This window comes from Nocardioides sp. zg-1230, from assembly GCF_013155335.1.
GTDB lineage: Bacteria > Actinomycetota > Actinomycetes > Propionibacteriales > Nocardioidaceae > Nocardioides.
The window spans coordinates 1-26,990 of record NZ_JABJQZ010000004.1; the positions used below are offsets into that span (position 1 = coordinate 1).

Sequence of the window (26,990 nt, forward strand, 5' to 3'; positions counted from 1 at the left end):
AAGAAGCTGGTCACCAGGAGCTCTGACATCGGCGCGCGCGTCGACGGACTCGAGCGCGCCGCCGAGGCGGCGCGCGGTCGGGTCGACGACGCGGTCGTCGACGACGCCAGCGCGGTGGCCGCCCGCGCCGCGAGCCGGCTCAAGCTGTCCGCGGAGCACACGGTGGTCGCACTCGGCGGCGCCACCGGCTCCGGCAAGTCCTCCACCTTCAACGCGCTGAGCGGCCTCGAGCTCGCCGCGGTCGGCGTACGCCGTCCCACGACGTCGTGGGCCACCGCGGTCGTGTGGGGCAAGCAGGGCGCCGAGGAGCTGCTGGAGTGGCTCGGCATCCCCGCCCGCCACCAGGTCACCCGCGACTCCATGCTGTCCAAGGCCGACGAGGACGTCGAGATGCGCGGCGTCGTGCTCCTCGACCTTCCCGACCACGACTCCACGGAGGTGTCCCACCACCTCGAGGTCGAGCGGCTCGTCCAGCTCGCCGACATGATGGTGTGGGTCCTCGACCCGCAGAAGTACGCCGACGCCGCGATCCACGACCGCTTCCTCAAGCCCCTCGCGGGCCACCAGGACGTGATGCTGGTCGTGCTCAACCACATCGACACCGTCCCGGAGGACCGCCGCGCGGGCATGGTCGACGACGTACGCCGCCTCCTCGAGGCCGACGGCCTCGCCGGGGTCCCGGTGCTGCCGGTCAGCGCTCGCCACGGCTGGGGCATCGAGGAGCTGCGCGGCATGATCGCCAAGCGCGTCGCGGAGAAGAAGGTCACGCGCTCGCGCCTCGAGGCCGACGTGCGCTCCGCGGCCCAGCGCCTGGAGACGGCGACCGGCGCCGGCAAGGTGCCGACCCTGTCGAAGGAGCGCGTCGCCGCGCTCAACGACGCGTTCGCCGACGCGGCCGGGGTGCCCACCGTGGTGAAGGCGGTGGCCGACTCGACCCGGATGCGTGCCAACCGCGCGACCGGCTGGCCCGTCACCGCGTGGTTCTCGCGCCTCAAGCCCGACCCGCTCAAGCGCCTCCACCTCGACCTCGGCTCGGCGGGCAAGGAGCTCACCGGCGCCGCGCGCACCTCCGTGCCGCAGGCGACCGGTGTGCAGCGTGCGCGCGTCGATACCGAGGTGCGCGCGCTCGCCGACCAGGTGGGGGAGGGCATGGCGCCGTCCTGGGCCAGCGCGGTGCGCGCTGCGTCGGTGTCGCGTCTGCCCGACCTCGGTGACCGCCTCGACCGCGCTGTCGCCGCGACCGACCTCGGCGCGACGAAGATCCCGTGGTGGGCCGGCGTCGTGCGCGTCCTGCAGTACGTCCTGATCCTCGCCGCGATCGTCGGCGCCGGCTGGCTCGCGCTGCTCACCCTGGGGTCCTACGCCCGGCTGCCCGAGCCGCCCACCCCGGAGGTGGGCGCCTTCCCGCTGCCGACCCTCCTGCTGCTCGGCGGGATCGGCCTCGGCCTGCTCCTCGCCCTCGTCTGCCGCTGGCTCGTCGCGCTCACCGCGCGCTCGCGCGCCCGGGCTGCCGACAAGCGGCTGCGCGACGGGATCTCCGAGGTCTCGGCGGAGCTGGTCGTGGCCCCGATCGAGGCCGAGCTCGCCTCCTACGCCGCCGTCCGCGACGGGCTGTCGGCCGCCCTGCGCTGAGCTGTCGCCACTCGGCCGCGCTGGGCCACGAATCGTCCACAGCCCGGGCCGATCTCCCGTCGTCCACAGGATCGACGCGACCGCAAGCTCCGGCGTCGGTCGTCGGCCGGAGCCTTGGGGCAGGTGCGGCGGACCAGCTGCCGCGGACGACCAGGAGGCACACACATGAACGACACGCGGATCACGCTGACCGGATGGATCGGCGGCGACGTCACCTTGCGAGAGCTCACCGACGGGCGGGCCGTCGCCAGCTTCCGGATGGCGTGCACCCCGACGCGCTACCGCGACGGCGAGTGGGTCAAGGGCACCCCCACCTGGCACACCGTCAAGGCATGGAACCGCTTGGGCCGCCACGTCGCCAGCTCGCTCGCGAGCAGCGACCCCGTGGTCGTGCACGGTCGGCTGGTTGCCGACGTGTGGGAGCGAGACGGAAAGCCGCAGACGTCCTTCGAGGTCGTCGCCTCCGCGGTGGGCCACGACCTCTCGTTCGGCACCACGGTCCTCACGCGCCCGGTCCCGGCGAGCGAGCCCGCGCCCGAGGTGGAGCAGCCGGCCCGGGCGGCCTGACGCCGGGCGCCTGACGGGTCGTGGGCCGACGGGTGCGATTGTCGGGGCGGGGTCGCTTCCCCGTAGGCTCGCCCGCATGGCTGAGTACGTCTTCACACTGCGCAACGTGCGCAAGGCCCACGGTGACAAGGTCGTCCTCGACAACGTCACCCTCTCGTTCCTCCACGGCGCCAAGATCGGCGTCGTCGGACCCAACGGCACGGGCAAGTCCTCGTTGCTCAAGATCATGGCGCAGCTCGACCACGCCAACAACGGCGACGCGATCCTCGACCCCGAGGCGACCGTCGGCATGCTCCAGCAGGAGCCGCCGCTCAGCGAGGGCAAGACCGTGCTGGAGAACGTCGAGGAGGCCGTCGGCGAGCTCAAGGCCAAGATGAAGCGCCTCGAGGACGCCTACATGGAGATGGGCGACCCCGACGCCGACCAGGACGCTCTCATGCAGGAGACGGGCGACCTCCAGACCGAGCTCGACAACGCCAGCGCGTGGGACCTCGACAGCCGTCTCGACCAGGCCATGGACGCCCTGCGCTGCCCGCCGCCGGACGTGCTCGTCGACAACCTCTCCGGTGGTGAGCGCCGCCGCGTCGCGCTGTGCAAGCTGCTCCTCCAACAGCCCGACCTCCTGCTCCTCGACGAGCCCACCAACCACCTCGACGCCGAGTCCGTCCAGTGGCTCGAGGGCCACCTGGCGTCCTACCCCGGTGCCGTCCTCGCCGTCACCCACGACCGGTACTTCCTCGACAACGTCGCGCAGTGGATCCTCGAGCTCGACCGCGGCAAGGCGCACCCCTACGAGGGCAACTACTCGACGTACCTCGAGACCAAGAAGGACCGTCTCAAGGTCGAGGGGCAGAAGGACGCCAAGCGCGCCAAGATGCTCGAGAAGGAGCTGGAGTGGGTCCGCTCCAACCCCAAGGCCCGCCAGGCCAAGAGCAAGTCGCGTCTGGCGCGCTACGAGGAGATGGCGGCCGAGGCCGACCGGATGCGCAAGATCGACACCTCCGAGATCAACATCCCAGCGGGTCCGCGCCTAGGTGACGTCGTGCTCGAGGCCGAGAAGCTCGGCAAGGGCTTCGAGGGCCGCACGCTCATGCACGACGTCTCGTTCAAGCTGCCCCGCGCCGGCATCGTCGGCGTCATCGGCCCCAACGGCGTCGGCAAGACCACGCTCTTCCGGATGATCACCGGCCAGGAGCAGCCCGACGAGGGAGACCTCACCGTCGGTCAGACCGTGAAGATCTCCTACGTCGACCAGAGCCGTGGCGGCATCGACCCCAACAAGAACGTCTGGGAGGTCGTCTCCGACGGCCTCGACTTCATCAAGGTCGCCAACTTCGAGATGAACTCGCGCGCGTACGTCGCGTCGTTCGGCTTCAAGGGTCCCGACCAGCAGAAGAAGGCCGGCGTGCTCTCCGGTGGTGAGCGCAACCGCCTCAACCTGGCGCTGACGCTCAAGATGGGCGGCAACATGCTGCTGCTCGACGAGCCCACCAACGACCTCGACGTGGAGACCCTGTCCTCGCTCGAGGACGCGCTCCTCGACTTCCCGGGCTGTGCCGTGGTCACCTCGCACGACCGGTGGTTCCTCGACCGCGTCGCCACCCACATCCTGGCGTGGGAGGGCGACGAGGAGGACCCGGCCAAGTGGTTCTGGTTCGAGGGCAACTTCGCCGCCTACGAGGAGAACAAGATCGAGCGGCTCGGCATCGAGGCCGCCCGCCCGCACCGGGTCACCCACCGGCGCCTCACCCGAGACTGAGTGCTACTGGCGGATCTCCGACTCCGGGTGCCGGTTGACGAGGTGGTCGGACACCCGGTCGAAGACCCGTCCCACCGCCGCGAAGTCCTCCGCGGGCACGAGGTCCACGATGTTGCGTCGCACGCTCTCGACGTGGCACGGGGCCGCCCGCACGAGCAGGTCGTAACCCGTGTCGGTCATGGTCGCCACGACGCCGCGCCCGTCCTCGGGCGTCGTGCCGCGGGTGACGTAGCCGACCGCCTCCATCCGGGCGACCGTGTGCGTCACCCGGCTGCGCGAGTGGGCCATCGCGTCGGCGAGCTGGGCCATCCGCATCGCCCGCCCAGGTCGCTCGGACAGCCGGACGAGCACCTCGTACTCGGTCAGCGACATGCTGAACTCGCGCCGGAGGTCGTCGTCGAGACGCTCCAGCAGCAGGGTGATCCCCATCATCAGGGCGCGCCAGGAGTGCTGCTCGTCATCACCGAGCCAGCGCGGCTCCCCCGTCGTGGTCATGGGGCAAGCCTAGTGCGCGAACGCCCCGGAACGGCTCAGGAGAGCCGTTCGAGGATCATCGCCATGCCCTGGCCGCCGCCCACGCACATGGTGATCAGGCCGGTCGTCTTGTCGTGCCAGTCCAGGCTGTTGAGCATCGTGTTCTGGAGCCGGGCGCCGGTCATGCCGAAGGGGTGGCCGACGGCGATCGCGCCGCCGTTGACGTTGAGCCGGTCGAGGTCGATGCCGAGGTCCTGGTAGGACGGCACGACCTGTGCGGCGAAGGCCTCGTTGATCTCGACGAGGTCGATGTCGCCGATGCTCATGCCGGCGTACTTCAGCGCGTTCTTCGTCGCCTCGACCGGGCCGAGGCCCATGATCTCGGGGGAGAGGCCGGACACGCCGGTGGAGACGATGCGGGCGAGCGGGGTGAGACCGAGCTCGGCGGCCTTGGTGTCGCTCATGACGACCACCGCGGCCGCGCCGTCGTTGAGCGCGCAGCAGTTGCCGGCGGTCACGACGCCGTCGGGGCGGAACACCGGGTCGAGGCCGGCGATGGCGTCGTACGTCACTCCGGCGCGGGGGCCGTCGTCCTTGGTCACGATCGTGCCCTCGGGCGTCGTGACCGGGGTGATCTCGCGTTCCCAGAAGCCGTCGGAGATGGCCTTCTCGGCGAGGTTCTGCGAGCGGACCGCGAACTCGTCGAGCTCCTTGCGGTCCAGTCCGCGCAGCCGGGCGACGTTCTCGGCGGTCTGGCCCATGGCGATGTAGATGTCGGGCAGCTGGCCGTCCTCGCGCGGGTCGTGCCAGTCCTGGCCGCCCTTGGCCATCTCGTCGGTGCGCCTGCCGGCGTCGGCGAAGAGCGGGTTGCGAGTGTCGGGGAGGTGGTCGGAGGTGCCCTTGGCGAACCGGGAGACCGTCTCGACGCCGGCCGAGACGAAGATGTCGCCCTCGCCGGCCTTGATGGCGTGGAAGGCCATCCGGGTGGTCTGCACCGACGAGGAGCAGTAGCGCGTGACCGTCGCGCCGGGGACCTCGAGGCCGAGGAGGGTGGTGACGACGCGGGCCATGTTGTTGCCCGACTCCCCGCCGGGCAGGCCGCAGCCGAGGAGGAGGTCCTCGATCGCGGTCGGGTCGAGTCCGGGGATCTTGTCCAGCGCGGCCCGGACGGCCAGGACGGTCAGGTCGTCGGGGCGGAAGTCCTTCAGCGAACCCTTGTTCGCGCGTCCGATGGGGGTGCGCGCTGCGGAAACGATCACTGCCTCGGGCATGGAGAACTCCGGTTCACTGGCGGTTGCACGGTCTCTGCGCACCCTAGTGCGGTGTGGGGGATCAGGTCTGCGCAGGGTTGGGTCCGAGCCCCGACAGGAGCTGCTCGACGCTGTCGCTGACGAACGTACGACGTCGTCGCCGGGGGAGGAGGAGCGACGCGAGCAGCACGCCGTCCAGCGCCGCGACGAGGGTCTCGGCCGATGCGCCGCCGTCCTCGTCCGCTGCCTCCATCACCCCGCGCACCATGCCCACGAGGTCGTCGCGCCACTGCGTGAAGCGCTCGGCGAGGGCCGGGTCGCGGGTCGCGGCGACGGTCAGCTCGAGCCGGGCGGCCAGCAGGTCGGGCTCGCCGAGCCACCGCGAGAACAGCCGGGACACCTCCGTGACCGCGCGCTCGTGGTCGCCGGGGCACGAGGCGAGCCTCGCACCCAGGGCGGCCACGTCGGCGGCCAGCCGGTCCGCGACGACGTCACCCAGGGCTCGGAGCAGTGCGTCGCGGGTGCGGAAGTAGGCCGACGAGCTCCCCTCGGGCAGCCCCGCCTCGCGGTCGACGGCACGGTGGGTGAGCCCGCGGTTGCCCTGCTGCGCCAGCACGGTCGTCGCCGCCGCCAGGATCTGCCGGCGACGCGGTGACAGCTCCTCGCGCGCGTGGCTCACGCTCTCCTCCTCGTACGCCGCCCGGGACGGGGCGCGCGGTGACGCAGGACACTACCGGCCCGACTTGCGATCGGGCGACGTCGGCGTACGCTTCTACATACGTAGAAGTTCTACACCTGTAGAAAGGAACCGACATGCAGCTCCTCGACCCCGTTGCCGCCATCGCCCTCCTGGTCCTCGTCGGCGTCGCCGCCCTCGCCGCCCTCGTCCTGGCCCTGGTCGCCGTTCCGCCCGCGCTCCGCGAGACCCGCAGCGACCGCATCGGTCGCCGGGAGTCCATCCCGACCTACTACGGCCGCCTGCACTTCGCCCACTGAGCCTCGACCGGCTGGCGGCCGATCATCTGCGACGATCGGGGCGTGCGCCATCTCTACCGCTGCCCCCTGAGGTGGGCCGACCTCGACCTGCTCGGCCACGTCAACAACGTCACCTACGTCGACTACCTCCAGGAGGCGCGGGTGGACATGTTCCGCACCCACGCCCCGGACAGCCGTGCGGAGGACCTGGCCGAGGGCGTCGTGGTGGTCCGGCACGAGGTCACCTACGTCGCCTCGCTGACGTTCGGCTTCGAGCCGGTCTCGATCGAGTGCTGGGTCACCGAGATCCGCGCCGCGAGCTTCACGATGGCCTACGAGGTCTTCGAGGAGGACGAGTCGGGCGAGCGCACCGTCTTCCTCCGCGCGCGCACCGTGCTCACCCCCTACGTCTTCGCCACCGAGCGACCGCGGCGGCTCCACCCCGAGGAGCGCGAGTCGCTCGGCCGGTTGCTCGAGCCGGACGAGCCGGTGCGGCCCCCGGCCCCGTCGGAGGTCGTCGAGGTGCCGGGCGGGCGCTACCCGGTGCACGTGCGATTCAGTGACGTCGACGTCTACGGCCACGTCAACAACGTGAAGTACTTCGAGTACTTCCAGGAGGCGCGCATCCAGCTCATGGTGGCCAGCGGCCGCGAGCTGGGCCAGGGCTTCCACCTCGTCGTCGCCCAGACCGACGTCGACTACCGACGCCCGATCCTGTTCCGTGCCGAGCCCTACGACTGCTCCACCTGGGTCTCGCACGTCGGCAGCACGTCGGTCGTCTTCGAGTCGGTCGTCCGGGACGGTGACGAGGTGCTGGCCCGGGCGAAGGTGGTCGGCGTGTGCATCGACAGCGCGACCGGGCGACCCGCGCCGGTGCCCGAGGAGCTCCGCGGGATGGTCGCCGCGGTCACTCCATCGAGTTGACCATGAACTGGGCCGCGTGCGTCACGTAGTCCCAGAACCTGGCGTCCTGCTCCTCGGTGAGGCCGGCCTCGTCGAGCCCGGCCCGGAAGTGCACGAGCCACCGCTGCGCCGCGTCGGGCGTCACGCGGAACGGGGCGTGGCGCATCCGCAGCCGCGGGTGCCCCCGCGTGTCGCCGTACGTCGTCGGGCCGCCCCAGTACTGCATGAGGAACAGCGTGAACCGCTCCTCCGCGGGACCGAGGTCGGCCTCGGGGTACATCGGCCGCAACACCTCGTCCTGCGCCACGCCGGCGTAGAAGCGGTGCACGATCGTGCGGATCGTCTCCTCGCCGCCGATCTCGTCGTAGAACGTGGTCGTCACGCCACCATCCTCCCGGCTCGCCCCAGCGCGACGCGCACCGGGGCTACGCCTCCTCCGCCGGCTCGGCGTTCGCGGCCGACGGCGCACTCTCCTGCCACTGCACGCGCTGGGCCACCGCGAGGTTGATGCCCTCGTGCTCGAAGCGCGCCTTCACCCGCTCGCGCATCGCCCGGGCGATGCCCCACTGCTCCATCGGCGCGGTCTTCAACGTCACCCGGACCACGACGCCGTCGACCCCCATCGACTCCACGCCCCAGACCTCCGGCTCCTCGATGACCAGGCCCTTGAAGTCCTCGTCCTCCCACAGGTCGTGGGCGACCTCCTCCAGCACGCTGCGGACCTTGACCAGGTCCTCGGTGTAGCCGACCGTGACGTCGATCACGGTGCGCGCCCAGTTCTGGCTCATGTTGCCGACGCGGAGGATCTCGCCGTTGCGGACGTACCAGACCGTGCCGTTGACGTCGCGCAGCCGCGTCACGCGCAGGCTCACGGCCTCGACGGTGCCGGAGGCCTCGCCGAGGTCGACGACGTCGCCGACGCCGTACTGGTCCTCGAAGATCATGAAGATGCCGGACAGGAAGTCCTTGACCAAGGCCTGCGAGCCGAAGCCGATCGCCACGCCGATGATGCCGGCGCTCGCGATGAGGGGGCCGATGTCGTAGCCGAGCTCGGCGATGAACATCAACGTGACGACGGTCAGGACGACGCCGGTGACGATGCTCTTGAGCAGGGAGCCCATCGTGGCCGCGCGCTGGACACGTCGGGTGTAGCCCGGGTCCTCACGCAGGTTGAGGGCAGCCCCCATGCGGCCGCCCGAGACGGCACGGCTGAGGCGGTCGGGCAGCACCCCGTGCTCGGCCTTGCGGACGACGCGGTCGATCAGGCGGTGGAGCACCCACCGGACGAGGAGCCCGATGAGGATCAGTCCCAGCAGCGCCGACGGCTTGCCGACGACCCAGTCCACGGCCGTCGACAGCGTGGCGTCGCCGGTCTGGTCGTACGTCAGGTTGCACAGGCTCGCGTCGTCTTCACAGGGATTGGTCTCGCTCCCGGAGACCTCGGTCATGTTCATGATCGGGGTGGTGAGGGGGTGAGGCATGCCGGCCAGTATGGGCGATACCCTGTTGCCCGTGACCACGCACGTCAGTCCCGCCCGCTCGTCCCGCAGCCCGCGTGCCCGCCGGACGGGCCGTGCCGCGGCCCTCGCCGCCGGCGCCGTCCTCGCCCTGCTCGCGGCGCCGGCCCACGCCGACGTCCCCGAGGGCTGGGGCGGCCAGACCGAGCACTCCAGCCTCGACGTGCTCGGCGCCCTGGGCCTGTTCGTCGGCGCCCCGCTGCTGCTCTTCGCGCTCATCGCGGTCGCCGTCTACCTGCCGGCCATGGTCCGCGGCGAGAAGCTCCTGCCCGACCACTCGGCGGGCGAGGTCCAGTGGATCGGCGGACCCCGCCAGGGCGTCGCCGAGCTCCCCGCCCCCGATGGCGACGACTCCCGAGCAGGTGGCGCAAGTGGCCGCTGGTGAGGTGCTGAGCGAGACCGACCGGCTCGCCCTCGACAAGACGATCCGTCTGGCCGAGCAGACCTGCCGGTTCGAGTTCTCGGTCTACGTCGGCCCGGTGGAGGGCGAGGACACCCGCGCCTGGGCGACCCGGCTCCACAACCGGCTCGTGGTGCCGGCCCGCAGCGTGCTGGTGCTCGTCGACCCGCGCCGCCGCGTCATCGAGGTCGTCACCGGCGGTGAAGTACGCCGACACCTCAGCGACGCCGAGGTCGAGCTCGCCGTCCTGGCCATGTCGTCGGAGTTCGCCGCCGGCAACCTGCTGGTCGGTCTCCAGCGCGGCATCGCCATGCTCGCCGAGCACGCCCGGCCGCAGAAGACCCTCCACGCCTGAGGGCTGGTCACCCCCCGGCGCGACGCTCGAGCCCGAGCGTGGCGATGAGATCTTCGTGCAGCTGCATCCACACGACGTGGCACGAGTCGATGCCGACACCGTCGACCCACCGGTGCTGCCCACCCACCGACCGCGCCAGCGCGGCGTCGTACCGCGACACGTAGCCCGCGAACCTCGGCAGCGCGCCGACGAGCTCGGCCTCGAGGTGGCCGAGCCGGCGACCGATCGCCGCCAGTGAGGCCAGGACACGGTCGTCCCAACGGAAGTCGCTGTGGTCGTTGGCCGCGAACGCGTTCGCGCCGACCGGACGCAGCTGCCACCGCGTCACCGCGTCGAGGAGCCGGCCGTTGAGCGGGAGGAAGAGCGTGTGGGCCTCCGCCACGGCGTCACGAGCGCCGGTGGCGTCCAGCTCGGTGGCGAGCAGTCGCTCGTCCTCGCATCGGCCGCGGTCGGTGAGGGACCAGCCGCTGGTCCCGGCGAACTCGCTCCTGGTCACCCAGCCGCGGGCCCGGAGGTCCTCGAGGTGCGACCCGACGCCGTCGCGATCGAGCCGGTAGCGCGCGGCCACTCGCGCCGTGTCCGCGAAGCCCAGCAGCCGTACGGCGTGCAGCGCCAGCAGGGCGGGGTCGGTCACCGCCAGCTCCTCTCGACGTGAGGACGGCGGAGCCCTGAGGTCATCGGGTGACTTCAGGGCTCCGCCGTGTGCTCTGGAACCGGTCAGCGGGCGTCGTAGCGCTGCGCCGCCAGCGCGCGGGCGATCTCCGCGCGCGCCTCGCCGACGTAGCGCTGCGCCTGCTTGGGCGCCGAGCTGTCCGCGAGCCACTCGTCGAGCCGGGTAAGCGTGGCCTCCGAGCCGAGCGGCCGGGGGAAGCCGTACTCGAGGATCGTCGAGGCCTTGTGGAAGCCCAGCACGTCGACGAGCGTCTCCGACGCGGTGAGGAACTTCTCCAGGTACGGCTCGAGCACGTCCTCCTGGCCGAAGCGGAAGATCGAGAACGCGATCTCGCGCGACGTCTCGTTGGGCGTCGTGGGGTCGAGGAGCGCGTCCCACGCGGCCGCCTTGGCCTCCGCGGTCGGCTGGGCGGCGCGGGCCGCGGCTGCCTGCTCCTTGCCCGAGATGGTCCTGTCGACCTCGAGCTCGGCGTCGATCTCGGCGTCGCCGAAGCGACCCTGCTTCGCAAGGGCCGTGATGAGCGCCCAGCGCATGTCCTGGTCGACGGCGAGGCCCTCGACCTCGAACGACCCGTCGAGGAGGCCGATGAGGTCGTCGAGCGCGGCGTCGCTGTGGGCGGCGCCGGCGTAGGACCGGGCGAAGGTGAGCTGGTGGTCGCTGCCGGGCTCCGCGGCGAGCAGCAGCTCGCGCAGGCCCTTCTCCCAGGCTGCCTTCAGCTCACCGCGGTGCGCGGGGTCGGAGTAGAAGCTGATCGCGAGCGCGGTGGACGCCGGGATCCGGGTCACCGCCCATGCGTCGCTCTCCTGGCCGATGTTGGCCAGGACCAGGTCGGCCCAGTCGCGGGTGCGCATCTCGCCGTCGCGGGTCATGTCCCACGCGGCGCCCCAGACGAGCGCCCGCGGCAGCGAGTCCTCGAAGGTGGACAGCGACCCGATCGCGGTGGCCAGCGACCGCTCGTCGAGGCGGATCTTGGCGTAGGCGTGGTCCTCGTCGTTGAGCAGCAGCAGCGCCGGCTGCTTCACGCCGATGAGCTCGGGCACCTCGGTGCTGGCGCCCTCGACGTCGATCTCGAGGTAGTCGCGCCGGACGAGCCGGCCACCTACCTCGTCGTACAGGCCGATGCCGAGGCGGTGGCGGCGCAGCGTCGGCCAGTCCTCGTGGGCCGTCTGGCTGACCGCGAAGGACGAGTAGGCGCCGGCGCCGTCGAGCTCGAACGACGGGGCGAGGGTGTTGACGCCGGCCGTCTGGAGCCATTCCTGCGCCCAGCCCTGCAGCTCACGGCCCGAGGACTTCTCCAAGGTGGTGAGCAGGTCCTTGAACTCGGGGTTCCCGTACTCCCACTCCTTGAAGTAGGCGCGCAGGCCCTCGAGGAAGGGCTCGATGCCGACCCACGCCACGAGCTGCTTGAGCACCGAGGCGCCCTTGGCGTAGGTGATCATGTCGAAGTTGACCTCGACCGCGTGCAGGTCGACGTTGTCGGCCGCGATCGGGTGGGTCGAGGGCAGCTGGTCGGCGCGGTAGCCGGTCTGCTTGCGGGCGTTGGCGAACCCGGTCCAGGCGTCGGTGAACTCGGTGGCGTTGGCCTCGCACCAGTAGCAGGCCCACTCGGCGAACGACTCGTTGAGCCAGAGGTCGTCCCACCACTTCATGGTGACGAGGTCGCCGAACCACATGTGGGCCATCTCGTGGGTGATGACGGAGGCGCGGAACTCGAAGAACGAGCGCGGCTGGCGGCTGCGGGGGAGGTACTCGTCGCGCAACGTCACGCAGCCGGCGTTCTCCATCGCCCCGGCGTTGTACTCGGGGACGTAGAGCTGGTCGTACTTCCCGAACGGGTAGGGGTAGTCGAACTGCTCCTCGAACCACTCGAAGCTCTGCTTGGTGAGCTTGACCAGCTCGGCCGTGTCCATGTGCTCCTTGAGCGACTGGCGGCAGTAGTGGCCGAGCGGGATCGTGCCGAACTTGCCCTCGTAGGTGTCGAACTCGCCGTGGTACTCACCGGCGACGATCGCGGTGATGTAGGTCGACATCCGCTTGGTGGTGGGAAAGCGCCACACCGACGCGCCGTTCCCAGCCTCGACCGGCTCGGGAGTGGCGGCGTTGGAGACGACCACCCAGTGCGACGGCGCGGTGACGTTGAAGGTGAAGACGGCCTTCAGGTCGGGCTGCTCGAAGGTGGTGAACACGCGGCGGGCGTCGGGCACCTCGAACTGGCTGTAGAGGTAGACCTTGTCGTCGGCCGGGTCGACGAAGCGGTGCAGGCCCTCGCCGGTGTTGGAGTAGGCGCAGTCGGCGGTCACGACGAGCGTGTTGGTCGCCTCGAGGCCGTCGAGCGCGATGCGGTTGTCGGCGTACGCCGTGGTGGGGTCGAGGCTGCGTCCGTTGAGCGTGATCTCGCGGACGTGGGGGGCGACGAGGTCGGCGAACGTGTCGGTGCCGGGCTGCCGGCAGGTGAACTCCAGCGTGGTGGTGGAGACGAAGGTGGTCTCGTCCGGCTGGGTGGCTGACGTCAGGTCCAGGTCGACGGTGTACGCCGTGACGTCCAGGAGGGCGGCGCGGGTGGCGGCCTCGTCCCGGGTGAGGTTGGTTCCAGGCATGCGGGCATCCTGCCACCGGGCTCGAGGAATACCAGCGTCGGAGGGGCACTTGTGCCTGGCATGGCTACCGCTGATCTCTGGTTCGACCCGCTCTGCCCGTTCGCCTGGATCACCTCGCGCTGGATTCGCGAGGTCGAGCAGGTCCGCGACATCGACGTGCAGTGGCACGTGATGTCGCTGGCCTACCTCAACAAGGACAAGGACATCCCCGCCGACTACCGCGAGATGCTCCAGGGCACCGAGAAGCCGGTGCGCGTCGCGATCAAGATCGCCGAGCTCCACGACAACGCGACCCTGGGTGAGTGGTACACCGCCATCGGCACGCGGCGGCACAACAACGGCGAGGAGCTGTCGCGGGACACCGTCGCCGCCTCGCTGGCCGACGTGGGCCTGCCCGCCGACCTGATCGACGCGTGGGACGACGCGTCCCTCGACGACGCGGTGGCGAAGAGCCACCACGAGGGCATGGACGCCGTCGGCGACGACGTCGGCACGCCGACCATCCACATCAACGGCTCGGCGTTCTTCGGTCCGGTGCTCTCCAAGATCCCGCGCGGCGAGGAGGCCGGCGAGCTCTGGGACGGCGCCGTCGCCGTCGCGAAGTTCCCCTACTTCTACGAGCTCAAGCGCTCCCGCACGGGCGACCTCGACTTCAGCTGATGCCGGGGTCCGGGCCGGCGGCGCGCACGGCCTGGTCCGCCAGCTCGGCGCCCGCTGCGTCGTAGAGACCGACGACAGCGGCGCGCTCTGCGAGGTGGGCGACCTCCTCGTCGTAACGAGTCACCGCCGTCACCGCTCCACCGAACCCGCTGCGACGGAGCTGGTCGAGGGCCGCGACGTTGCTGCCGTGGAACGGCATTGCCAGGACGACGAGGCGTACGGTGCCCTCGTCGCTGACGCGTGCCCAGAAGAGCGGGTCGGTGGCGTCCCCCTCGACGACGTGGAGACCCTCGGCGCGCAGGTCGTCCACCCGCGTGGCGTCGGAGTCGACACCGGTGGCGCGCAGGCCGTACGTGTCGACGAGCCGCCCGCTCGCTGCTCGGCCGAGGCGCCCCATGCCCAGCACCAACGCATCGGCGCGTCCCAGGTCGATGGGTCGTTCCTCCGGATGGAGCCGCGCGGGGTCTGCCACCCGGCGCGACGCAGAGGACGACAGGAGGTCCACCGCGGCGCTCGTGACTGATGCGACGACGAAGCTCATGGCGACGGCCGTCGAGATCGTGGCGAGCCACTCGCGATCGACGGCGTCGGCAGCGGTCGCCGCGACGACGACGATGAGCGCGAACTCCGAGAAGCTCCCGAGGGAGGCGGCCGCCCGGGTCGCCGTGCGGACCCGGAAGCCGGAGGCCCGCAGGAGCAGCGCGAACAGGACGGCCTTGAGTGGCACCAGCGCGACGAGAGCCAACGCAAGGGCGATGCCTGACGGGTCGGGTGCTCCATGCAGGCCGACGGACAGGAAGAAGGCGACTTGGAGCAGTTCCTTGACCGAGAAGATGGACTTGGCCAGCTCCTCCGCCCTCGACGAGGGTGCCAGCAGGACGCCGACTGCGAGGGCCCCGAGGTCTCCCTTGAGCCCGGCGGCGTCGAACAGGGCGTAGCCGGGGACGAGCGCGAGGGTGATTCCGACGAGCGTGAGGAGCTCGCCGTGGTCGAGCCCGTCGAGCATGCGGCGGACCAGCCAGGAGGCGGGCACCAGGAGCAGGAGCAGCGGCGCCCACCAGCTGGGGGCCTCGCCCTCGACGACGGCGAGTGCGGCCACGGCGACCAGGTCCTGGACGACCAGGATGCCGATGGTCGTGCGCCCGTGGAGCGAACGTGTCGCGTTCTGCTCCTCGAGGACCTTGACCGCGACCACCGTGCTGGAGAACGACAGGGCGAGGGCGACCAGCAGCAGGTCGGTGACCTCGACTCCCGCGAGCAGGCGGAGCCCGAGGGCGCCAGCTGTCGCGAGCACGGTCAGCACCAACCCGATGCTCAGGAGGGCGTGCACGGCACCCACCCCCAGCACTTCGCGGCGTACGAGCACGCGCACGTCGAACTTGAGCCCGATCGCGAAGAGCAGCAGCACCACTCCGAGCTCCGCCAGCGCGTCCAGCGCAGACGTCCCGGTCACACCCGCCCCGGCCATGGCGAAGCCGGCGACCAGGAAGCCGACCATCGGCGGCAGGCGCAGGGCATGTGCCAGCAGGCCACCGGCCGCGGCCGCCGACAGCATGAGCACCAGGTCGACCGACATCCCACCTCCCACGGACCGTCGGCGCCACCCTAGGTGCTGGGCGATCCCCGCGTGCCGCACTCAGGACCGGCTCGGGACCGGTCGGTGTGCCTCACTAGGCTTGCGCCCATGACTCGTGTCCTGTCCGCCGTCGCCTGGCCGTACACCAACGGCCCGCGCCACATCGGCCACGTCGCCGGTTTCGGCGTGCCCTCCGACGTCTTCAGCCGGTTCATGCGGATGGCGGGACACGACGTCCTGATGGTCAGCGGCACCGACGAGCACGGCACGCCGATCCTGGTGCTGGCCGACAACGAGGGGCTGCCCGCCCGCGAGCTGGTCGACAAGTACAACCAGGTGATCGTCGACGACCTCTGCGGCCTCGGCCTGTCGTACGACCTCTTCACCCGCACCACCACCGGCAACCACTACGCGGTGGTGCAGGAGATGTTCGAGACGTGCCGCCGCAACGGCTACATGGTCGAGGAGACCACCAAGACGGCGATCAGCCCCTCCACGGGTCGCACCCTGCCCGACCGCTACATCGAGGGCACCTGCCCCATCTGCAAGTACACCGCGGCGCGCGGCGACCAGTGCGACAACTGCGGCAACCAGCTCGACCCGACCGACCTGATCGACCCGCGCTCGAAGATCAACGGGGAGACCCCGGAGTTCAAGGACACGCAGCACTGGTTCCTCGACCTGCCGGCGCTCGCCGGGGCGCTGGGGGAGTGGCTCGACCAGCGTGAGGCGACCGGCCTGTGGCGCCCCAACGTCATCAAGTTCAGCCAGAACATCCTCAAGGAGATCCGGCCGCGCGCGATGACCCGCGACATCGACTGGGGCATCCCGGTCCCGGGCTGGGAGGACCAGCCGACCAAGCGCCTCTACGTCTGGTTCGACGCCGTCATCGGCTACCTGTCCGCCTCCATCGAGTGGGCCCGCCGCTTCGGTGAGCCAGACAAGTGGCGCGAGTGGTGGAACGACGCCGACGCCGAGTCGTACTACTTCATGGGCAAGGACAACATCGTCTTCCACTCCCAGATCTGGCCGGCCGAGCTGCTGGCCTACAACGGGAAGGGCGACAAGGGTGGCGAGCCGGGGACGTACGGCACGCTCAACCTGCCCACCGAGGTGGTCTCGAGCGAGTTCCTCACCTTCGGCGACTCCCAGTTCTCCACCAGCCGCGGCAACGTCATCTACGTCGGCGACTTCCTCGCCCGCTACGGCCCGGACGCGCTGCGCTACTACATCTGCGCCGCGGGACCCGAGACCTCCGACGCCGCGTTCACCTGGTCCGACTTCGTCACCCGCAACAACTCCGAGCTCGTCGCGGGCTGGGGCAACCTGGTCAATCGCACCGCCACGATGATCGCCAAGAACTTCGGCGAGATCCCCGCAGCCGGCCCGCTGGAGGAGGTCGACGAGCAGGTGCTCGCGACCGTGCGCGAGGGCTTCGCGACCGTCGGCGGCCTGGTGGAGAAGCACCGTCTGCGCGCGGCCATCGCCGAGGCGATGCGGGTCGTCGGCGAGGTCAACAAGTACCTCACCGTCACCGAGCCCTACAAGATGAAGGACGACGCCCAGCGCGAGCGGCTCGGCACCGTGCTGCACGTCGCGGCGCAGTGCGTGAGCGACTGCAACACGCTGCTCTCCCCGTTCCTCCCGCACGCGGCCAACAAGGTGCACGCGGTGCTCGGCGGCGAGGGCGACTTCATGCCGATGCCGCGCATCGAGCAGGTGGAGGAGCTCGAGACCGACAACGGCGCCGGCCACATGTCGTACTCGGTCATCACCGGTGAGTACACCTCGACGCCGGCGTGGGAGTCACGCCCGGTCGTGGTCGGGGCGAAGGTCGACAAGCCCACGCCGGTCTTCACCAAGCTCGACCCGTCGGTCGTCGAGGAGGAGCTCTCCCGATGACGTCCGGGACGCCCGCCGAGATGTACCTGCCCCACTTCGTGGTGAAGCAGAAGCTCACGATGATGGTCAACCGCTACGAGGTGTCGGAGTCGGACGAGTCAGGCAACCCGACGCGGCTGATGGCGCTCGCCGAGCAGAAGCGGATGGCCTTCAAGGAGCAGGTCACCTTCTTCTCCGACGCGAGCAAGTCGCGCGCGGTGTTCGGCTTCAAGGCGCGCAGGAAGCTCGACCTCAACGCCGGCTACGACATCACCGACGAGTCGGGCGCCCAGATCGGCTTCTTCCGGAAGGACTTCGGCGCCTCGCTGCTGCGCTCGACCTTCCACATCGAGGGCCCCGGCTACGCGGGCACCGGCCAGGAGCGCAACCAGGTCGCCGGCCTGCTGCGCCGCTTCACCGAGCTCGACTTCATCCCCATCCACTTCGACTTCGTCGACGCGGGTGGTGCGCCGCTCTTCTCGGTCGAGCGCAAGATGTCGATCGGTGACCGCTACCGCGTGACCGTGCCGGACCAGCGGGTCGACTTCCGCGTCGCCGCTGCTGTCGCGGTCGCCCTCGACGCGCTGATGGCGCGCTGATCCCGTGATGTACCCCGAGGTCCGCGCGGCCGTCGAGGCCGACGCCGGTCCCGACCTCAGCGCGCCCGGCTTCGACCTCGCCGCCCACCGCGAGGACGTACGTCGCTTCAACCTCCGCCAGCCGCGGGAGGACGTCGCCCGCGTGGAGGACGTCGACGCCGACGGTGTCCGCTGCCGGCTCTACGTCCCGGCCGACGCGGTGCCGGGGCTCGTCGTCCACGCCCACGGCGGTGGGTTCGTGCTCAACGACGTCGACGTCCACGACGGCATCTGCCGGCGCATGGCCAACCGCGGCCGCCGGGCGGTGCTGAGCGTCGACTACCGCCAGCCGCCGGAGCACCCGTTCCCCGCCGCCCCCGACGACCTCGACACGGTCGTCGGCTGGCTCCGCCGGGAAGGTGCCGGGTCGGGCCTGACCGGGCCGTACGCCGCCCACGGCGACTCGGCCGGCGCCAACCTCGCCGTCGTGGCTGCCCTGCGCAACCCGGGCTTCTTCGCCGCGGTCGCACTCATCTACCCCTTCCTCGACCCGCGCAACGCCTTTCCGTCGTGGGAGCTGGGGGCCGCGTCGGGCTTCGACCCCGCTGAAGCGACCTGGTATTGGGAGCAGTACGCCCGCACCGAGGCCGACTACGACGACCCCGACCTCGCACCGCTGCTCTCGGAGCGCCTGCACACCCTGCCGCCCACCTTCGTCGCCACGGCGGAGGCGGACCCGCTCCGTGACGAGGGGGAGGAGCTCGCCCGGCGCATCGCGGAGGCCGGGGTCGAGGTCGTCGGCATCCGCTGCCTGGGCCAGACACACGGCTTCTGGCGGCACGCGACCTTCACGGCCTCCGAGCCCCTCGTGCGCCAGGTCGCCGGCTGGCTCGACCAGCACCTCACAGCTGGCTGAGCGGCGGCGCCGGCGATCATCGTCCGGCTGGTCTCACGGGGTGCCCGCCGGCGCTCGACTGCGCGAGCGAGCATCTTCGGGCACCTCGTGAGCATCACTAGGTCTACTCCGAGGGTCGGGGTCTGCACAACCATGGTTGAACTGTCGACCTCTTCAACCTGTTCCGACGCCTAGCCCCAGGCTCACCCTCAGTCGCTGCTCACGCGTCCGATGACGTCGTCCACGGTTTCCCGGCGCGGATGGTCGTCTCGTCGAGGCCGTCGACATACGCCGCTCCGTGTCGCCGTAGCGGTCGGGATGCAGGATGCCCTCGACGGTCGGCGGAGAAGCACTGGTCCAGCGCGTAGCGGGCCATCACGTCGATCATGCCGATGGCCGGGTTGCCCGCTCGATCGTTCGCCCACAGCACCTCTCGACGGACCACGTCCTGCGAGATCACGGCGAGCTGGTTCCTGCCTCGCCGGCGTTGCCACGGTGGTCTTGCCCGTGAGGCCTGGGACTACGAGGCCAGGGTGTAGTTGCTGGCGAGCCGGAGCTCGACTGGGGAGTAGCCGACGGTGCCTGCTGGTCCGCCCGGTAGTGGTGGTGAGGTGGAGCGGGTGATGCGGAGGTGTTCGGTGACGCTGTGGACCTCGTGGAGGTGCTTGTGGCCGGGGTCGGCGACCCAGGAGGTCCAGCCGGGTGATTCCTTGACGTAGTTGCAGCGCTCGCACAGGCCTTGGCCGTTGGCGGCTTCGGTGGGCCCGCCATCGGCGGCGGGGGTGATGTGGTCGTGGTGCCGGATGGCGGCGTTGCAGCCCGGGGTGCGGCAGGTGCCGGCGTCGCGGAGGTCGAGGAGCTCGGCGAGCTGGCCGTCGAAGCGGCGGCTGGTGGACTCCATCGCCACGAGCACCCGGTCCTCGGGGCTGGCGAAGAGTCGCCGGAGGGTGGCCTTCGCGGCGTCGCTGGCGCGGCGTACCCACTCCGTGCAGAGTGCTGCGGGCAGGAACCCCTCACCGGGGACGAGGCCGGGCTCGGTGCCGGTGTCGAGGAGGGACTCGACCCCGATGACGAGGTTGACGCGCACCGGGACCGGGTCGGTGACGGTCTCGGCGCCGGTGATCCGGGCGGCGAGGGTGTCGGCGCGGACCTGCCCGGCGGTGCGCACGTCACCGTCGGTGCGGGCGGTCGCGGCCGCAGCGTCGAGGGCCGTGCGGACCGCGGCGAGGACCTCGAGGGGCAGGGTGGCGGTGAGCTGTCCGGTGCCGTCGTCGAGGGCACGGCTGGTAACCCGCCGGTCGGCGCGAGCTCGTCGGCAACGCCGGGTCTCGGACTCGGCGGCGTGGGTGAGGCACGAGCGGCGCACCGCCTGGCGCAGGCGGACGTCGCCGAGGCCGGCCAGTCGTGGGACGAGGTCGGCGTCGACCATGCTGCGCTGCTCGGGCGTGAGGTGGGCCACCTCGCGCGCGATGGCGAAGGCTCGCTCCTCGGTGAGCTCGCCGCGGGCGAGGGCGCTCAGGGTGAGGGGGAGGTGGTCGCGCAGCCGCCGCGACAGCAGCACCCGCTGCTCACCTGCGTGGGGGCTCGCCATCGTGGCGAGCGCTACCTCGGCGCCGATCGACATCGCCCGCGGCGGCGTACGCCGACCGCTCACAGGCACGTCCACGTCGACCTCGGTGTCGGCAGCGTCTGCGAACGTGGCCGTGACGACCACCTTCGCCGCCGCGGCGGCTGACGTGATCCGCTCGAGGGCCTCGAGCTGGTCGAGGTGGTCGACCGGCGTGGCACCGGGTGTCAGGTCGGCGAGCAGATCGGCGAGGGCGTGCAGGTCGGCGGCCTGCCACACCTGACCGTCTGCTTGAGCCGCCGTCATCTCATCTCCCCGAGCCGTCGTCGAACGTGTGTTCGATTGTCCCACGACTCGTGTCCCACCGTCAACGCCGGCCAGTCCCCGATGTGGATGATTCGACGCCGGGACGGGGAGGCCGGGGCATCGGTCCCGACAGCCGTGCCGCTGCCCTCCCTCATGTCGAGCGGGCGCGAGGAGCGCTGCGAGTCCGCAGCCACACTCAGCCGCTTCGGTGCCGGCGGTCCGGCTCTGCCAAACTCCTCCCATGCGTGTTCACCTGGGCTCCGACCATGCCGGCCTCGAGCTGAAGGACCACCTGATGACCTGGCTGGTGGACCACGGCTACGAGGCCGTCGACCACGGTCCGTTCGTCTACGACGCCCTCGACGACTACCCGTGCTTCTGCCTCCGGGCGGCCGAGGGGGTCGCGGCCGACCGCGCCGAGGGGCTCGACAGCCTGGGCGTCGTGATCGGCGGCTCCGGCAACGGCGAGCAGATCGCGGCCAACAAGGTCGAGGGCATCCGATGTGCCCTGGCCTGGTCGGAGGAGACGGCGGTGCTGGCCCGCGAGCACAACGACGCCAACGTCGTCTCGGTCGGCGGCCGGATGCACCCGGTGGACGACATGACCCGGTTCGTCGAGGTCTTCCTGACCACGCCCTTCTCCGGCGACGAGCGACACGTGCGTCGCATCGGCCAGCTCTCGACCTACGACGAGTCGGGCGAGCTGCCCCCGCTGCCGGAGTCGGCCCTGCGTGGTCCCGACCCGGAGACGTCCTCCGACGACGCGGATGCCTGAGGGGCACACCCTTCGCAAGCTGGCCGACGACCTGACCGCCGCCTTCGCTGGGCGGAGGGTCCGGGTGTCGTCACCGCAGGGCCGCTTCGCCGCCGACGCGGAGCAGCTCGACGGCTCGCGCGTGGTCGGTGCCGACTCCGCCGGCAAGCACCTGTTCCTCGAGCTCGAGGGTGAGCGCGTCGTGCACGTCCACCTCGGCCTGATCGGCCAGCTCGACGTGCGTACGACGCCCGCGGGCGGCGTGGTGCCCGACCCGGTCGGCGCCGTACGACTGCGTCTGGTCACGGTGGGCGACCCCGTCGACCCCCGCCCGGCGGCGTACGCCGACCTGCGTGGCGCCATCATCTGCGACCTGGTGGGTGCCGCGCGGCGCGCCGAGATCCTGGGGCGCCTCGGTCCCGACCCGCTGCGACCCGACGCCGACCCCGACCTCGCCTGGCGCCGCATCTCGGCGAGCCCTCGGGCGATCGGCGACCTGCTGATGGACCAGAAGGTGCTGGCGGGCGTCGGCAACGTCTACCGCGCCGAGGTGCTCTTCCGGCACCGCATCCACCCGCTGCGCCCGGGCAACACCCTGCGCAGCGGCCAGTGGCGGGCGATGTGGGCCGACCTCGTCGAGCTCATGGCAGAGGGCGTGCGCACCGGCAGGATCGACACGGTGCGACCCGAGCACACCCCCGAGGCGATGGGGCGCCCACCCCGCAAGGACGACCACGGGGGCGAGGTCTACGTCTACCGCCGCACCTCGCAGCCCTGCCTGGTCTGCGGGGCGACGGTGCGTACCGGTGAGCTGGTCGGACGCAACACGTTCTGGTGCCCCAAATGCCAGCCGAAGTTCCGCTCCCGGGCCGTACGATCTGCCACCAAGGGGACCGGGAGAGCAGGAGGGGCTCGGGGATGAGTTCTCCATCGCTCAACACCGCCGCGAACCGGCTCGTTCCGCGGGGGTCGCGCACCCTGGTCGCGCTCGTCGTCGCGACGGTTCTCATCGGCCTGGCCATCTGGCGCTTCGACGAGAGCCTCCCGCTGGTCAGCCTGCTCGTCCCGTTGGTGCTCTCCAGCCTGGTGCTGGGGCCGCGGCAGCTGCCGTGGTTCGTGGTCTTCGTGCTCCTGGTCCTGGCCCTGGTGGTGCCGACCCAGGAGAAGATCGACCTTCGTATCGCGCTGACCGTGGCCATCATCTTCGGCCTCGGGTTCGTAGTGCTGCTGTCGTCGTTCCGTCGCACGCGCCTCGGCGTGGCGGGCATCCAGGGCGAGATGATGTTCGTCGACCTGCGCGACCGCATCCTTCGACAGGGCGGCATCCCCGACCTGCCCGCGGAGTGGTACGCCGCCAGCGAGCTCCGGTCGGCCGGGGGCACCCCGTTCGCCGGTGACTTCGTCGTCGCCTCGCGCGTCGAGGGCCGCCTCGAGGTGGCCGTCGTCGACGTCTCCGGCAAGGGCCAGGGCGCCGGCACCCGCGCCCTGCTGCTGTGCGGCGCACTCGGCGGGCTGCTGAGCGCCCTGCCGCCCAGTGAGTTCCTCGACGGCGCCAACCGGTTCCTGCTCCAGCAGGACTGGGACGAGGGGTTCGCCACCGCGATCCACCTCTCGCTCGACCTCGCGACAGGCCACTACGACATCCGCAGCGCCGGTCATCCCCCGGCCGCCCTGCGCCACGCCGGTTCCGGTCGCTGGGAGGTGCTGGAGTCGGAGGGGCCGATCCTGGGCCTCATCGACGGGGCGAGCTTCCCCGCGGTCTCGGGGGAGATGCGCCGCGGCGATGCGCTGCTGCTCTACACCGACGGCATGGTCGAGACCCGCAACCGCGACATCGCGCTCGGCATCGACCGGATGCTCGGCCAGGCCGAGCGGCTGCTGCGCGGCGAGTTCGAGGGCGGGGCCACCCGCCTCGTCGAGGCGCTAGGGTCGCGCAACGACGACCGCGCCCTGCTGCTGGTGCACCGGCGCTGAGCCGGTTGGGGCGCACGCTCACGCGTGTGGCACCATGACACCCGCACCGGCGAGAACCACGTCGTCGGGACGCGCGCGGATGTAGCTCAATGGTAGAGCCCCAGTCTTCCAAACTGGCTACGCGGGTTCGATTCCCGTCATCCGCTCCAAGCAGGCCGCGGCGTCTCCTCCCGGAGCGCGTCGGGGCCCGTTTGGCGGGGCGTAGCGTAGTGGCTAGCGCGCCTGCTTTGGGAGCAGGAGATCGCAGGTTCGAGTCCTGTCGCCCCGACCCACCAGCCGACTCCAGCCCCACCCGTCACGCCGGCGAGGGCCACGCTTCGCGTGATTCGGCCTGTGCGCGCGCCGTCGATAGACTGGCGAGGTTTGCGGTCGCCGGGCTCCGTGCCGTGGCGATGCCGCACCTTTCCCCGTGTGGTCCACCCACAGACCTTCAGCATCAGGAGACATTTGTGAAGAGCGCCGTCGAGACCTTGAGCCCCACCCGGGCCAAGCTGACCGTCGAGGTGCCCTTCGAGGAGCTCAAGCCGAGCCTCGACGCGGCGTACCAGAAGATCGCGAAGCAGATCAACGTCCCGGGCTTCCGCCGGGGCAAGGTCCCGCCGGCGGTCATCGACCGCCAGGTCGGCCGCGGCCCGGTCCTCGACGAGGCGATCAACGCCGTCGTCCCGCAGCAGTACATGGCTGCCCTGCAGGAGCACGACCTCGAGCCGCTGGCCCAGCCGGAGATCGAGGTGACGAAGTTCGAGGACAACGAGTCCTTGGAGTTCACCGCCGAGGTCGACGTCAAGCCCGACTTCGAGCTGCCGGCCTACGACGGCCTCGAGGCCAGCGTCGAGGACGTCGAGATCAGCGACGCCGACGTCGACGAGCAGGTCGAGGCGCTGCGTGAGCGCTTCGGCACCCTCGTCCCCGTCGAGCGCGCGGCTGCCGACGGCGACTTCGTCACCATCGACCTGGTCGCGGCCAAGGACGGCGAGACCGTCGAGGGCGGCGAGGTCACCGGCATGTCCTACAAGGTCGGCCGCGGCGGCATGATCGACGGCCTCGACGAGGCCCTCGTCGGCCTCTCCGCCGGCGACGACGCGACCTTCGACTCCGAGCTCGCCGGTGGTGACCTGGTCGGCGAGCCCGTCCAGGTGACGGTCAAGGTCACGGCCGTGCAGGAGCAGCAGCTCCCCGAGTACGACGACGAGTTCGCCCAGCTCGCCTCCGAGTTCGACACGGCCGAGGAGCTCACCGCCGACGTGCGCGAGCGCCTCGGGCGCGGCAAGCGCCTCGAGCAGGCCGCCGCCGCCCGCGACGCGGTCCTCGAGGCCCTGCTGGAGAAGGTCTCCATCCCGCTGCCCGAGGTGATGGTCACCGACGAGCTCAACGCCCGTCGTCAGAACGTCGAGCAGCAGCTCGGCTTCGCCGGCATCACCATGGAGAAGTACCTCGAGGACGAGGGCCAGACCCAGGAGGAGTTCGAGGCCGACCTCGAGCGCCGGGTCCGCGACGCCGTCGCCGCCCAGTTCATCCTCGACAAGATCGCGAAGAAGGAGGAGTTCGGCATCGACCAGGCCGAGCTCTCCGAGCACCTCGTGCGGCGCGCCCAGCAGTCCGGCCAGGACCCGCAGGAGTTCGCCAACCACATGTTCGAGCACAACCACATCCCCGAGCTCGTGCAGGAGATCCTGCGCGGCAAGGCGCTGGCCACGATCGTCGAGGCGGCGACCGTGAAGGACGCCTCGGGCAACGTGGTCGAGCTCAAGAACCTGCGCCCCGACGGCACGATCGGCGCGGAGCCGGTCGAGACGAGCACCGACGAGGCTGCCGCTCCCGAGAAGGCGGAGTCCGACGAGGCCTGAGCCTCCCGCACCACGAGCACCACGACCGGCGTCCACCCTCGGGTGGGCGCCGGTCGTGTCGTTCGGGGGTCAGCTGATCGAGCCGCCGGAGGAGACGATCGTCAGGTCGTTGATCAACCACTCGTCGTCACGCTGCTCGAGCGTCGCGGTGCCGTCCCAGTGGCCCTCCGCAGCCAGTGGGTCGTCGCGCTGCACCTCGTCGCCGATCATCGGATAGCTCAGGCCGGTGCTGCGGAACTCGAAGTCGACGAGGATCTCGTCCCCGACCCACCGCATGTCGGACAGCTCGACGCTCACCTCGTCGTCGGTGATGAGCGACGGGCGGTCGCTCGTGCTGGACTCGTACGCTGCGGCCGGGTTGACGTCAGGGGACGTGAGGTAGGCCGCCTGCTTGTCGAGCCGGACGCTGAACGGGTCCTCGGCTCGCCCCTTCACCGCGAAGAAGGCCCGCACCGTCGCTTCCGCTTCGCGCATCGCTGCCGCGTCAGCGGTCCCGGACGAGACGGACGGGCTCGGTGCGGGCTCGTCCGAGGAGGACTGCGTGCCGCACGCGGTCATGCAGAGCGCCAGTGTCGCCCCGGCACAGCGTGCCGCCCGGCTGAGCCGGTGTCCCCCGTCCACCGTCCCACCCTAGGGAGGAGGACGCCGCGCGTCAGCGAAACCGCGCGTCAGCGAAACTCAGCGGTCGGTCAGCTCGAGCACGTCGAGGGCGTAGCGGGCGATCGCGGCACGCTGGCGCGACCAGTGGTCCAGCGCGGCCTCGTCGGGGTCGTCGAGCCTCTCGAGCGGCAGGCTGGGCAGGCCGTTGAACAGCATCAGGCTCACGGCGTGGGCGCGGCGGACCTCCTGCAGCGAGACGTCGAGGCCCTCGTCGGCGAGCCCGGCGGCGTACGACGCCACGCACGCGGCCGCTCGCTCGGGCAGGTCGTCGGCGTCCTGCTGCCCGATCTGGATGTCTCCCACCAGCAGCTGGGCCAGGTCGAAGCCCACCGGTTGGGGCCGCCAGAAGCCGAAGTCGATCAGCGTGAAGCCCGGGTCGCCCGCGCGGCGCAGCAGGTTGTTGGGGCAGGCGTCGCCGTGGGAGGCCAGGTGGCGGGAGGAGGCGAACTCCTGCGCCAGCACGTCGAGGTGGCGTGCTGCTGCCAGGAGGCCGTCGCGCAGGTCGCCGAAGTGCTCGGCGACGACGGGGTGGCGCCACGTGGCGTCGTCGTGCAGGCCGGGGAGCACGGTGTGGGCCAGTCGGCCGGCGACGAAGCTGTCGACGTGCCACGGCTGCGGGTCGATGCCGGCCAGCCCCGCGACCTCGGGACTGGCGGAGAGCCGGCCGAGCAGGCGCGCGGCACGGACGCTGTCGTCGGCGTCCCACGCCACGGGGTCGGCCGCGACGGCCTCCATCCAGACCACGGCGGTCTCGTCGGGACGCTCCTCGACGCGCAGCCCGCGCGGCATCGTCAGTCCCTCGGGGAGCCGTTCGCGCAGGTCGGAGGCGTAGACGAGTGGTTCAGCACGCCACGGGAGCGAGGCGGCCGCCCACTCGCCGATCTCAGGAGGTACGCCGGCGAAGGCGGGGGAGTGCCGCCAGTTGTGCACTCGCTTCACGAAGAGGGTGAACGGCGCCGGACCGTTCCCCGCGTCGGCGTGCCCGTGGACCCACGTGCGCGCGCCGGTGAGGATCGACGGGACGTCGTAGGCGACGGGCTCGGCCGTGGAGTCGAGCAGCCGTACCGACGGCAGGTCCCACAGTTCGGCGACCATCGCCTCGAGCTCGGCGCCGGTGACGTCGTCGGCCCCGAGCACCTCACGCCGGTCGACCCCGGGCAACGGCGTGAAAGTTGCTTTCATGGACAAGG

27 protein-coding genes and 2 tRNA genes are annotated in these 26,990 nt (G+C 71.1%); 17 read left to right on the forward strand and 12 right to left on the reverse strand.

The features are described 5' to 3' along the window. The 3 genes from HOO61_RS11955 to ettA form a co-directional block, all read left to right on the forward strand. On the forward strand, positions 1–1,632 hold a 1,632-nt coding region (locus HOO61_RS11955), incomplete at its 5' end, for a GTP-binding protein (protein ID WP_253942380.1). Between the two features lie 165 nt (positions 1,633–1,797). Then, complete coding sequence (locus HOO61_RS11960) at positions 1,798–2,199, forward strand: single-stranded DNA-binding protein (protein ID WP_172258959.1); 402 nt, start codon at positions 1,798–1,800, stop codon at positions 2,197–2,199. 76 nt (positions 2,200–2,275) lie between these two features. Beyond that, a complete protein-coding gene (gene ettA / locus HOO61_RS11965) occupies positions 2,276–3,958 on the forward strand; it encodes an energy-dependent translational throttle protein EttA (RefSeq protein ID WP_172258960.1) in 1,683 nt (560 codons plus the stop codon). 3 nt (positions 3,959–3,961) lie between these two features. Here ettA and HOO61_RS11970 read toward each other — a convergent pair whose 3' ends face one another. The 3 genes from HOO61_RS11970 to HOO61_RS11980 all read right to left on the reverse strand — a co-directional run bounded on the left by HOO61_RS11970 (position 3,962) and on the right by HOO61_RS11980 (position 6,361). Next, on the reverse strand, positions 3,962–4,453 hold the full coding sequence (locus tag HOO61_RS11970; RefSeq protein ID WP_172258961.1) for a MarR family winged helix-turn-helix transcriptional regulator: 492 nt from the start codon (positions 4,451–4,453) through the stop codon (positions 3,962–3,964). Positions 4,454–4,488: 35 nt separating this feature from the next. Beyond that, a complete protein-coding gene (locus HOO61_RS11975) occupies positions 4,489–5,703 on the reverse strand; it encodes an acetyl-CoA C-acetyltransferase (RefSeq protein ID WP_172258962.1) in 1,215 nt (404 codons plus the stop codon). Between the two features lie 61 nt (positions 5,704–5,764). Further along, positions 5,765–6,361, reverse strand: a complete 597-nt coding sequence (locus tag HOO61_RS11980; protein WP_172258963.1) for a TetR family transcriptional regulator — start codon at positions 6,359–6,361, stop codon at positions 5,765–5,767. A gap of 134 nt (positions 6,362–6,495) precedes the next feature. Here HOO61_RS11980 and HOO61_RS11985 point away from each other — a divergent pair, with 134 nt between their 5' ends. After that, positions 6,496–6,678: a hypothetical protein gene (locus HOO61_RS11985; protein ID WP_172258964.1), complete on the forward strand. Its 183-nt coding sequence runs from the start codon at positions 6,496–6,498 to the stop codon at positions 6,676–6,678. Between the two features lie 42 nt (positions 6,679–6,720). Further along, positions 6,721–7,581: a thioesterase family protein gene (locus HOO61_RS11990; protein ID WP_172258965.1), complete on the forward strand. Its 861-nt coding sequence runs from the start codon at positions 6,721–6,723 to the stop codon at positions 7,579–7,581. Here HOO61_RS11990 and HOO61_RS11995 read toward each other — a convergent pair. Continuing rightward, positions 7,565–7,942 carry a globin gene (locus HOO61_RS11995; protein WP_172258966.1) on the reverse strand — a complete coding sequence of 126 codons (378 nt, stop codon included), beginning with the start codon at positions 7,940–7,942 and terminating at the stop codon, positions 7,565–7,567. The two genes, HOO61_RS11990 and HOO61_RS11995, sit on opposite strands and share 17 nt — an antisense overlap. Positions 7,943–7,985: 43 nt before the next feature. Next, entirely contained in the window at positions 7,986–9,041 is a 1,056-nt protein-coding gene (locus HOO61_RS12000) for a mechanosensitive ion channel family protein (RefSeq protein ID WP_253942381.1), read from the reverse strand. Positions 9,042–9,072: 31 nt separating this feature from the next. On the opposite strand from HOO61_RS12000, the gene HOO61_RS12005 reads away from it, so the two are divergent. Continuing rightward, the gene (locus HOO61_RS12005) at positions 9,073–9,462 is read left to right on the forward strand and encodes a hypothetical protein (RefSeq protein ID WP_172258967.1); all 390 of its coding nucleotides are present in this window, start codon (positions 9,073–9,075) and stop codon (positions 9,460–9,462) included. Next, a complete protein-coding gene (locus tag HOO61_RS12010) occupies positions 9,449–9,832 on the forward strand; it encodes a DUF5130 family protein (protein ID WP_172258968.1) in 384 nt (127 codons plus the stop codon). The genes HOO61_RS12005 and HOO61_RS12010 overlap by 14 nt, the downstream gene beginning before the upstream one ends. Positions 9,833–9,839: 7 nt before the next feature. On the opposite strand, the gene HOO61_RS12015 is transcribed toward HOO61_RS12010, so the two are convergent. Beyond that, positions 9,840–10,466: a transcriptional regulator gene (locus HOO61_RS12015; protein WP_172258969.1), complete on the reverse strand. Its 627-nt coding sequence runs from the start codon at positions 10,464–10,466 to the stop codon at positions 9,840–9,842. An 83-nt stretch (positions 10,467–10,549) separates the two neighbouring features. Further along, positions 10,550–13,102, reverse strand: coding sequence for an aminopeptidase N (pepN, locus tag HOO61_RS12020; protein WP_172258970.1), 2,553 nt, complete (start codon positions 13,100–13,102; stop codon positions 10,550–10,552). 60 nt (positions 13,103–13,162) lie between these two features. Here pepN and HOO61_RS12025 point away from each other — a divergent pair, with 60 nt between their 5' ends. After that, positions 13,163–13,762 carry a DsbA family protein gene (locus tag HOO61_RS12025; protein ID WP_172258971.1) on the forward strand — a complete coding sequence of 200 codons (600 nt, stop codon included), beginning with the start codon at positions 13,163–13,165 and terminating at the stop codon, positions 13,760–13,762. Here HOO61_RS12025 and HOO61_RS12030 read toward each other — a convergent pair. Next, positions 13,755–15,338 carry a cation:proton antiporter gene (locus HOO61_RS12030; protein WP_172258972.1) on the reverse strand — a complete coding sequence of 528 codons (1,584 nt, stop codon included), beginning with the start codon at positions 15,336–15,338 and terminating at the stop codon, positions 13,755–13,757. The two genes, HOO61_RS12025 and HOO61_RS12030, sit on opposite strands and share 8 nt — an antisense overlap. Before the next feature lie 108 nt (positions 15,339–15,446). On the opposite strand from HOO61_RS12030, the gene metG reads away from it, so the two are divergent. The 3 genes from metG to HOO61_RS12045 are packed head-to-tail and all read left to right on the forward strand — an operon-like array spanning position 15,447 to position 18,713. Continuing rightward, positions 15,447–17,240, forward strand: coding sequence for a methionine--tRNA ligase (gene metG / locus HOO61_RS12035; RefSeq protein ID WP_172258973.1), 1,794 nt, complete (start codon positions 15,447–15,449; stop codon positions 17,238–17,240). Beyond that, on the forward strand, positions 17,237–17,818 hold the full coding sequence (locus HOO61_RS12040; RefSeq protein ID WP_253942383.1) for a hypothetical protein: 582 nt from the start codon (positions 17,237–17,239) through the stop codon (positions 17,816–17,818). Before metG ends, HOO61_RS12040 begins: the two co-directional genes overlap by 4 nt. A 7-nt stretch (positions 17,819–17,825) precedes the next feature. Continuing rightward, complete coding sequence (locus HOO61_RS12045; protein ID WP_172258974.1) at positions 17,826–18,713, forward strand: alpha/beta hydrolase; 888 nt, start codon at positions 17,826–17,828, stop codon at positions 18,711–18,713. A 199-nt stretch (positions 18,714–18,912) separates the two neighbouring features. On the opposite strand, the gene HOO61_RS12050 is transcribed toward HOO61_RS12045, so the two are convergent. Continuing rightward, positions 18,913–19,152 (reverse strand): hypothetical protein, encoded by a 240-nt coding sequence (locus tag HOO61_RS12050; RefSeq protein ID WP_172258975.1) that lies wholly within the window; start codon positions 19,150–19,152, stop codon positions 18,913–18,915. A 60-nt stretch (positions 19,153–19,212) separates the two neighbouring features. Beyond that, complete coding sequence (locus HOO61_RS12055) at positions 19,213–20,565, reverse strand: HNH endonuclease signature motif containing protein (protein ID WP_172258976.1); 1,353 nt, start codon at positions 20,563–20,565, stop codon at positions 19,213–19,215. A gap of 241 nt (positions 20,566–20,806) precedes the next feature. Between HOO61_RS12055 and HOO61_RS12060 the strand changes: the two genes are divergently transcribed. The 6 genes from HOO61_RS12060 to tig all read left to right on the forward strand — a co-directional run bounded on the left by HOO61_RS12060 (position 20,807) and on the right by tig (position 25,140). After that, on the forward strand, positions 20,807–21,340 hold the full coding sequence (locus tag HOO61_RS12060; RefSeq protein WP_172258977.1) for a ribose-5-phosphate isomerase: 534 nt from the start codon (positions 20,807–20,809) through the stop codon (positions 21,338–21,340). Continuing rightward, positions 21,333–22,241 carry an Fpg/Nei family DNA glycosylase gene (locus HOO61_RS12065; protein WP_172258978.1) on the forward strand — a complete coding sequence of 303 codons (909 nt, stop codon included), beginning with the start codon at positions 21,333–21,335 and terminating at the stop codon, positions 22,239–22,241. Before HOO61_RS12060 ends, HOO61_RS12065 begins: the two co-directional genes overlap by 8 nt. Further along, positions 22,238–23,293, forward strand: a complete 1,056-nt coding sequence (locus HOO61_RS12070; protein WP_172258979.1) for a PP2C family protein-serine/threonine phosphatase — start codon at positions 22,238–22,240, stop codon at positions 23,291–23,293. The genes HOO61_RS12065 and HOO61_RS12070 overlap by 4 nt, the downstream gene beginning before the upstream one ends. 75 nt (positions 23,294–23,368) lie before the next feature. Beyond that, a tRNA-Gly gene (locus HOO61_RS12075) sits at positions 23,369–23,442 on the forward strand. Positions 23,443–23,488: 46 nt separating this feature from the next. Continuing rightward, positions 23,489–23,561, forward strand: a tRNA-Pro gene (locus tag HOO61_RS12080). Positions 23,562–23,742: 181 nt separating this feature from the next. Further along, a complete protein-coding gene (gene tig / locus HOO61_RS12085; protein ID WP_172258980.1) occupies positions 23,743–25,140 on the forward strand; it encodes a trigger factor in 1,398 nt (465 codons plus the stop codon). Between the two features lie 69 nt (positions 25,141–25,209). On the opposite strand, the gene HOO61_RS12090 is transcribed toward tig, so the two are convergent. Beyond that, positions 25,210–25,614 carry a hypothetical protein gene (locus HOO61_RS12090; RefSeq protein ID WP_172258981.1) on the reverse strand — a complete coding sequence of 135 codons (405 nt, stop codon included), beginning with the start codon at positions 25,612–25,614 and terminating at the stop codon, positions 25,210–25,212. Between the two features lie 204 nt (positions 25,615–25,818). Then, complete coding sequence (locus HOO61_RS12095; protein WP_172258982.1) at positions 25,819–26,982, reverse strand: phosphotransferase; 1,164 nt, start codon at positions 26,980–26,982, stop codon at positions 25,819–25,821. Positions 26,983–26,990: the final 8 nt, after the last annotated feature.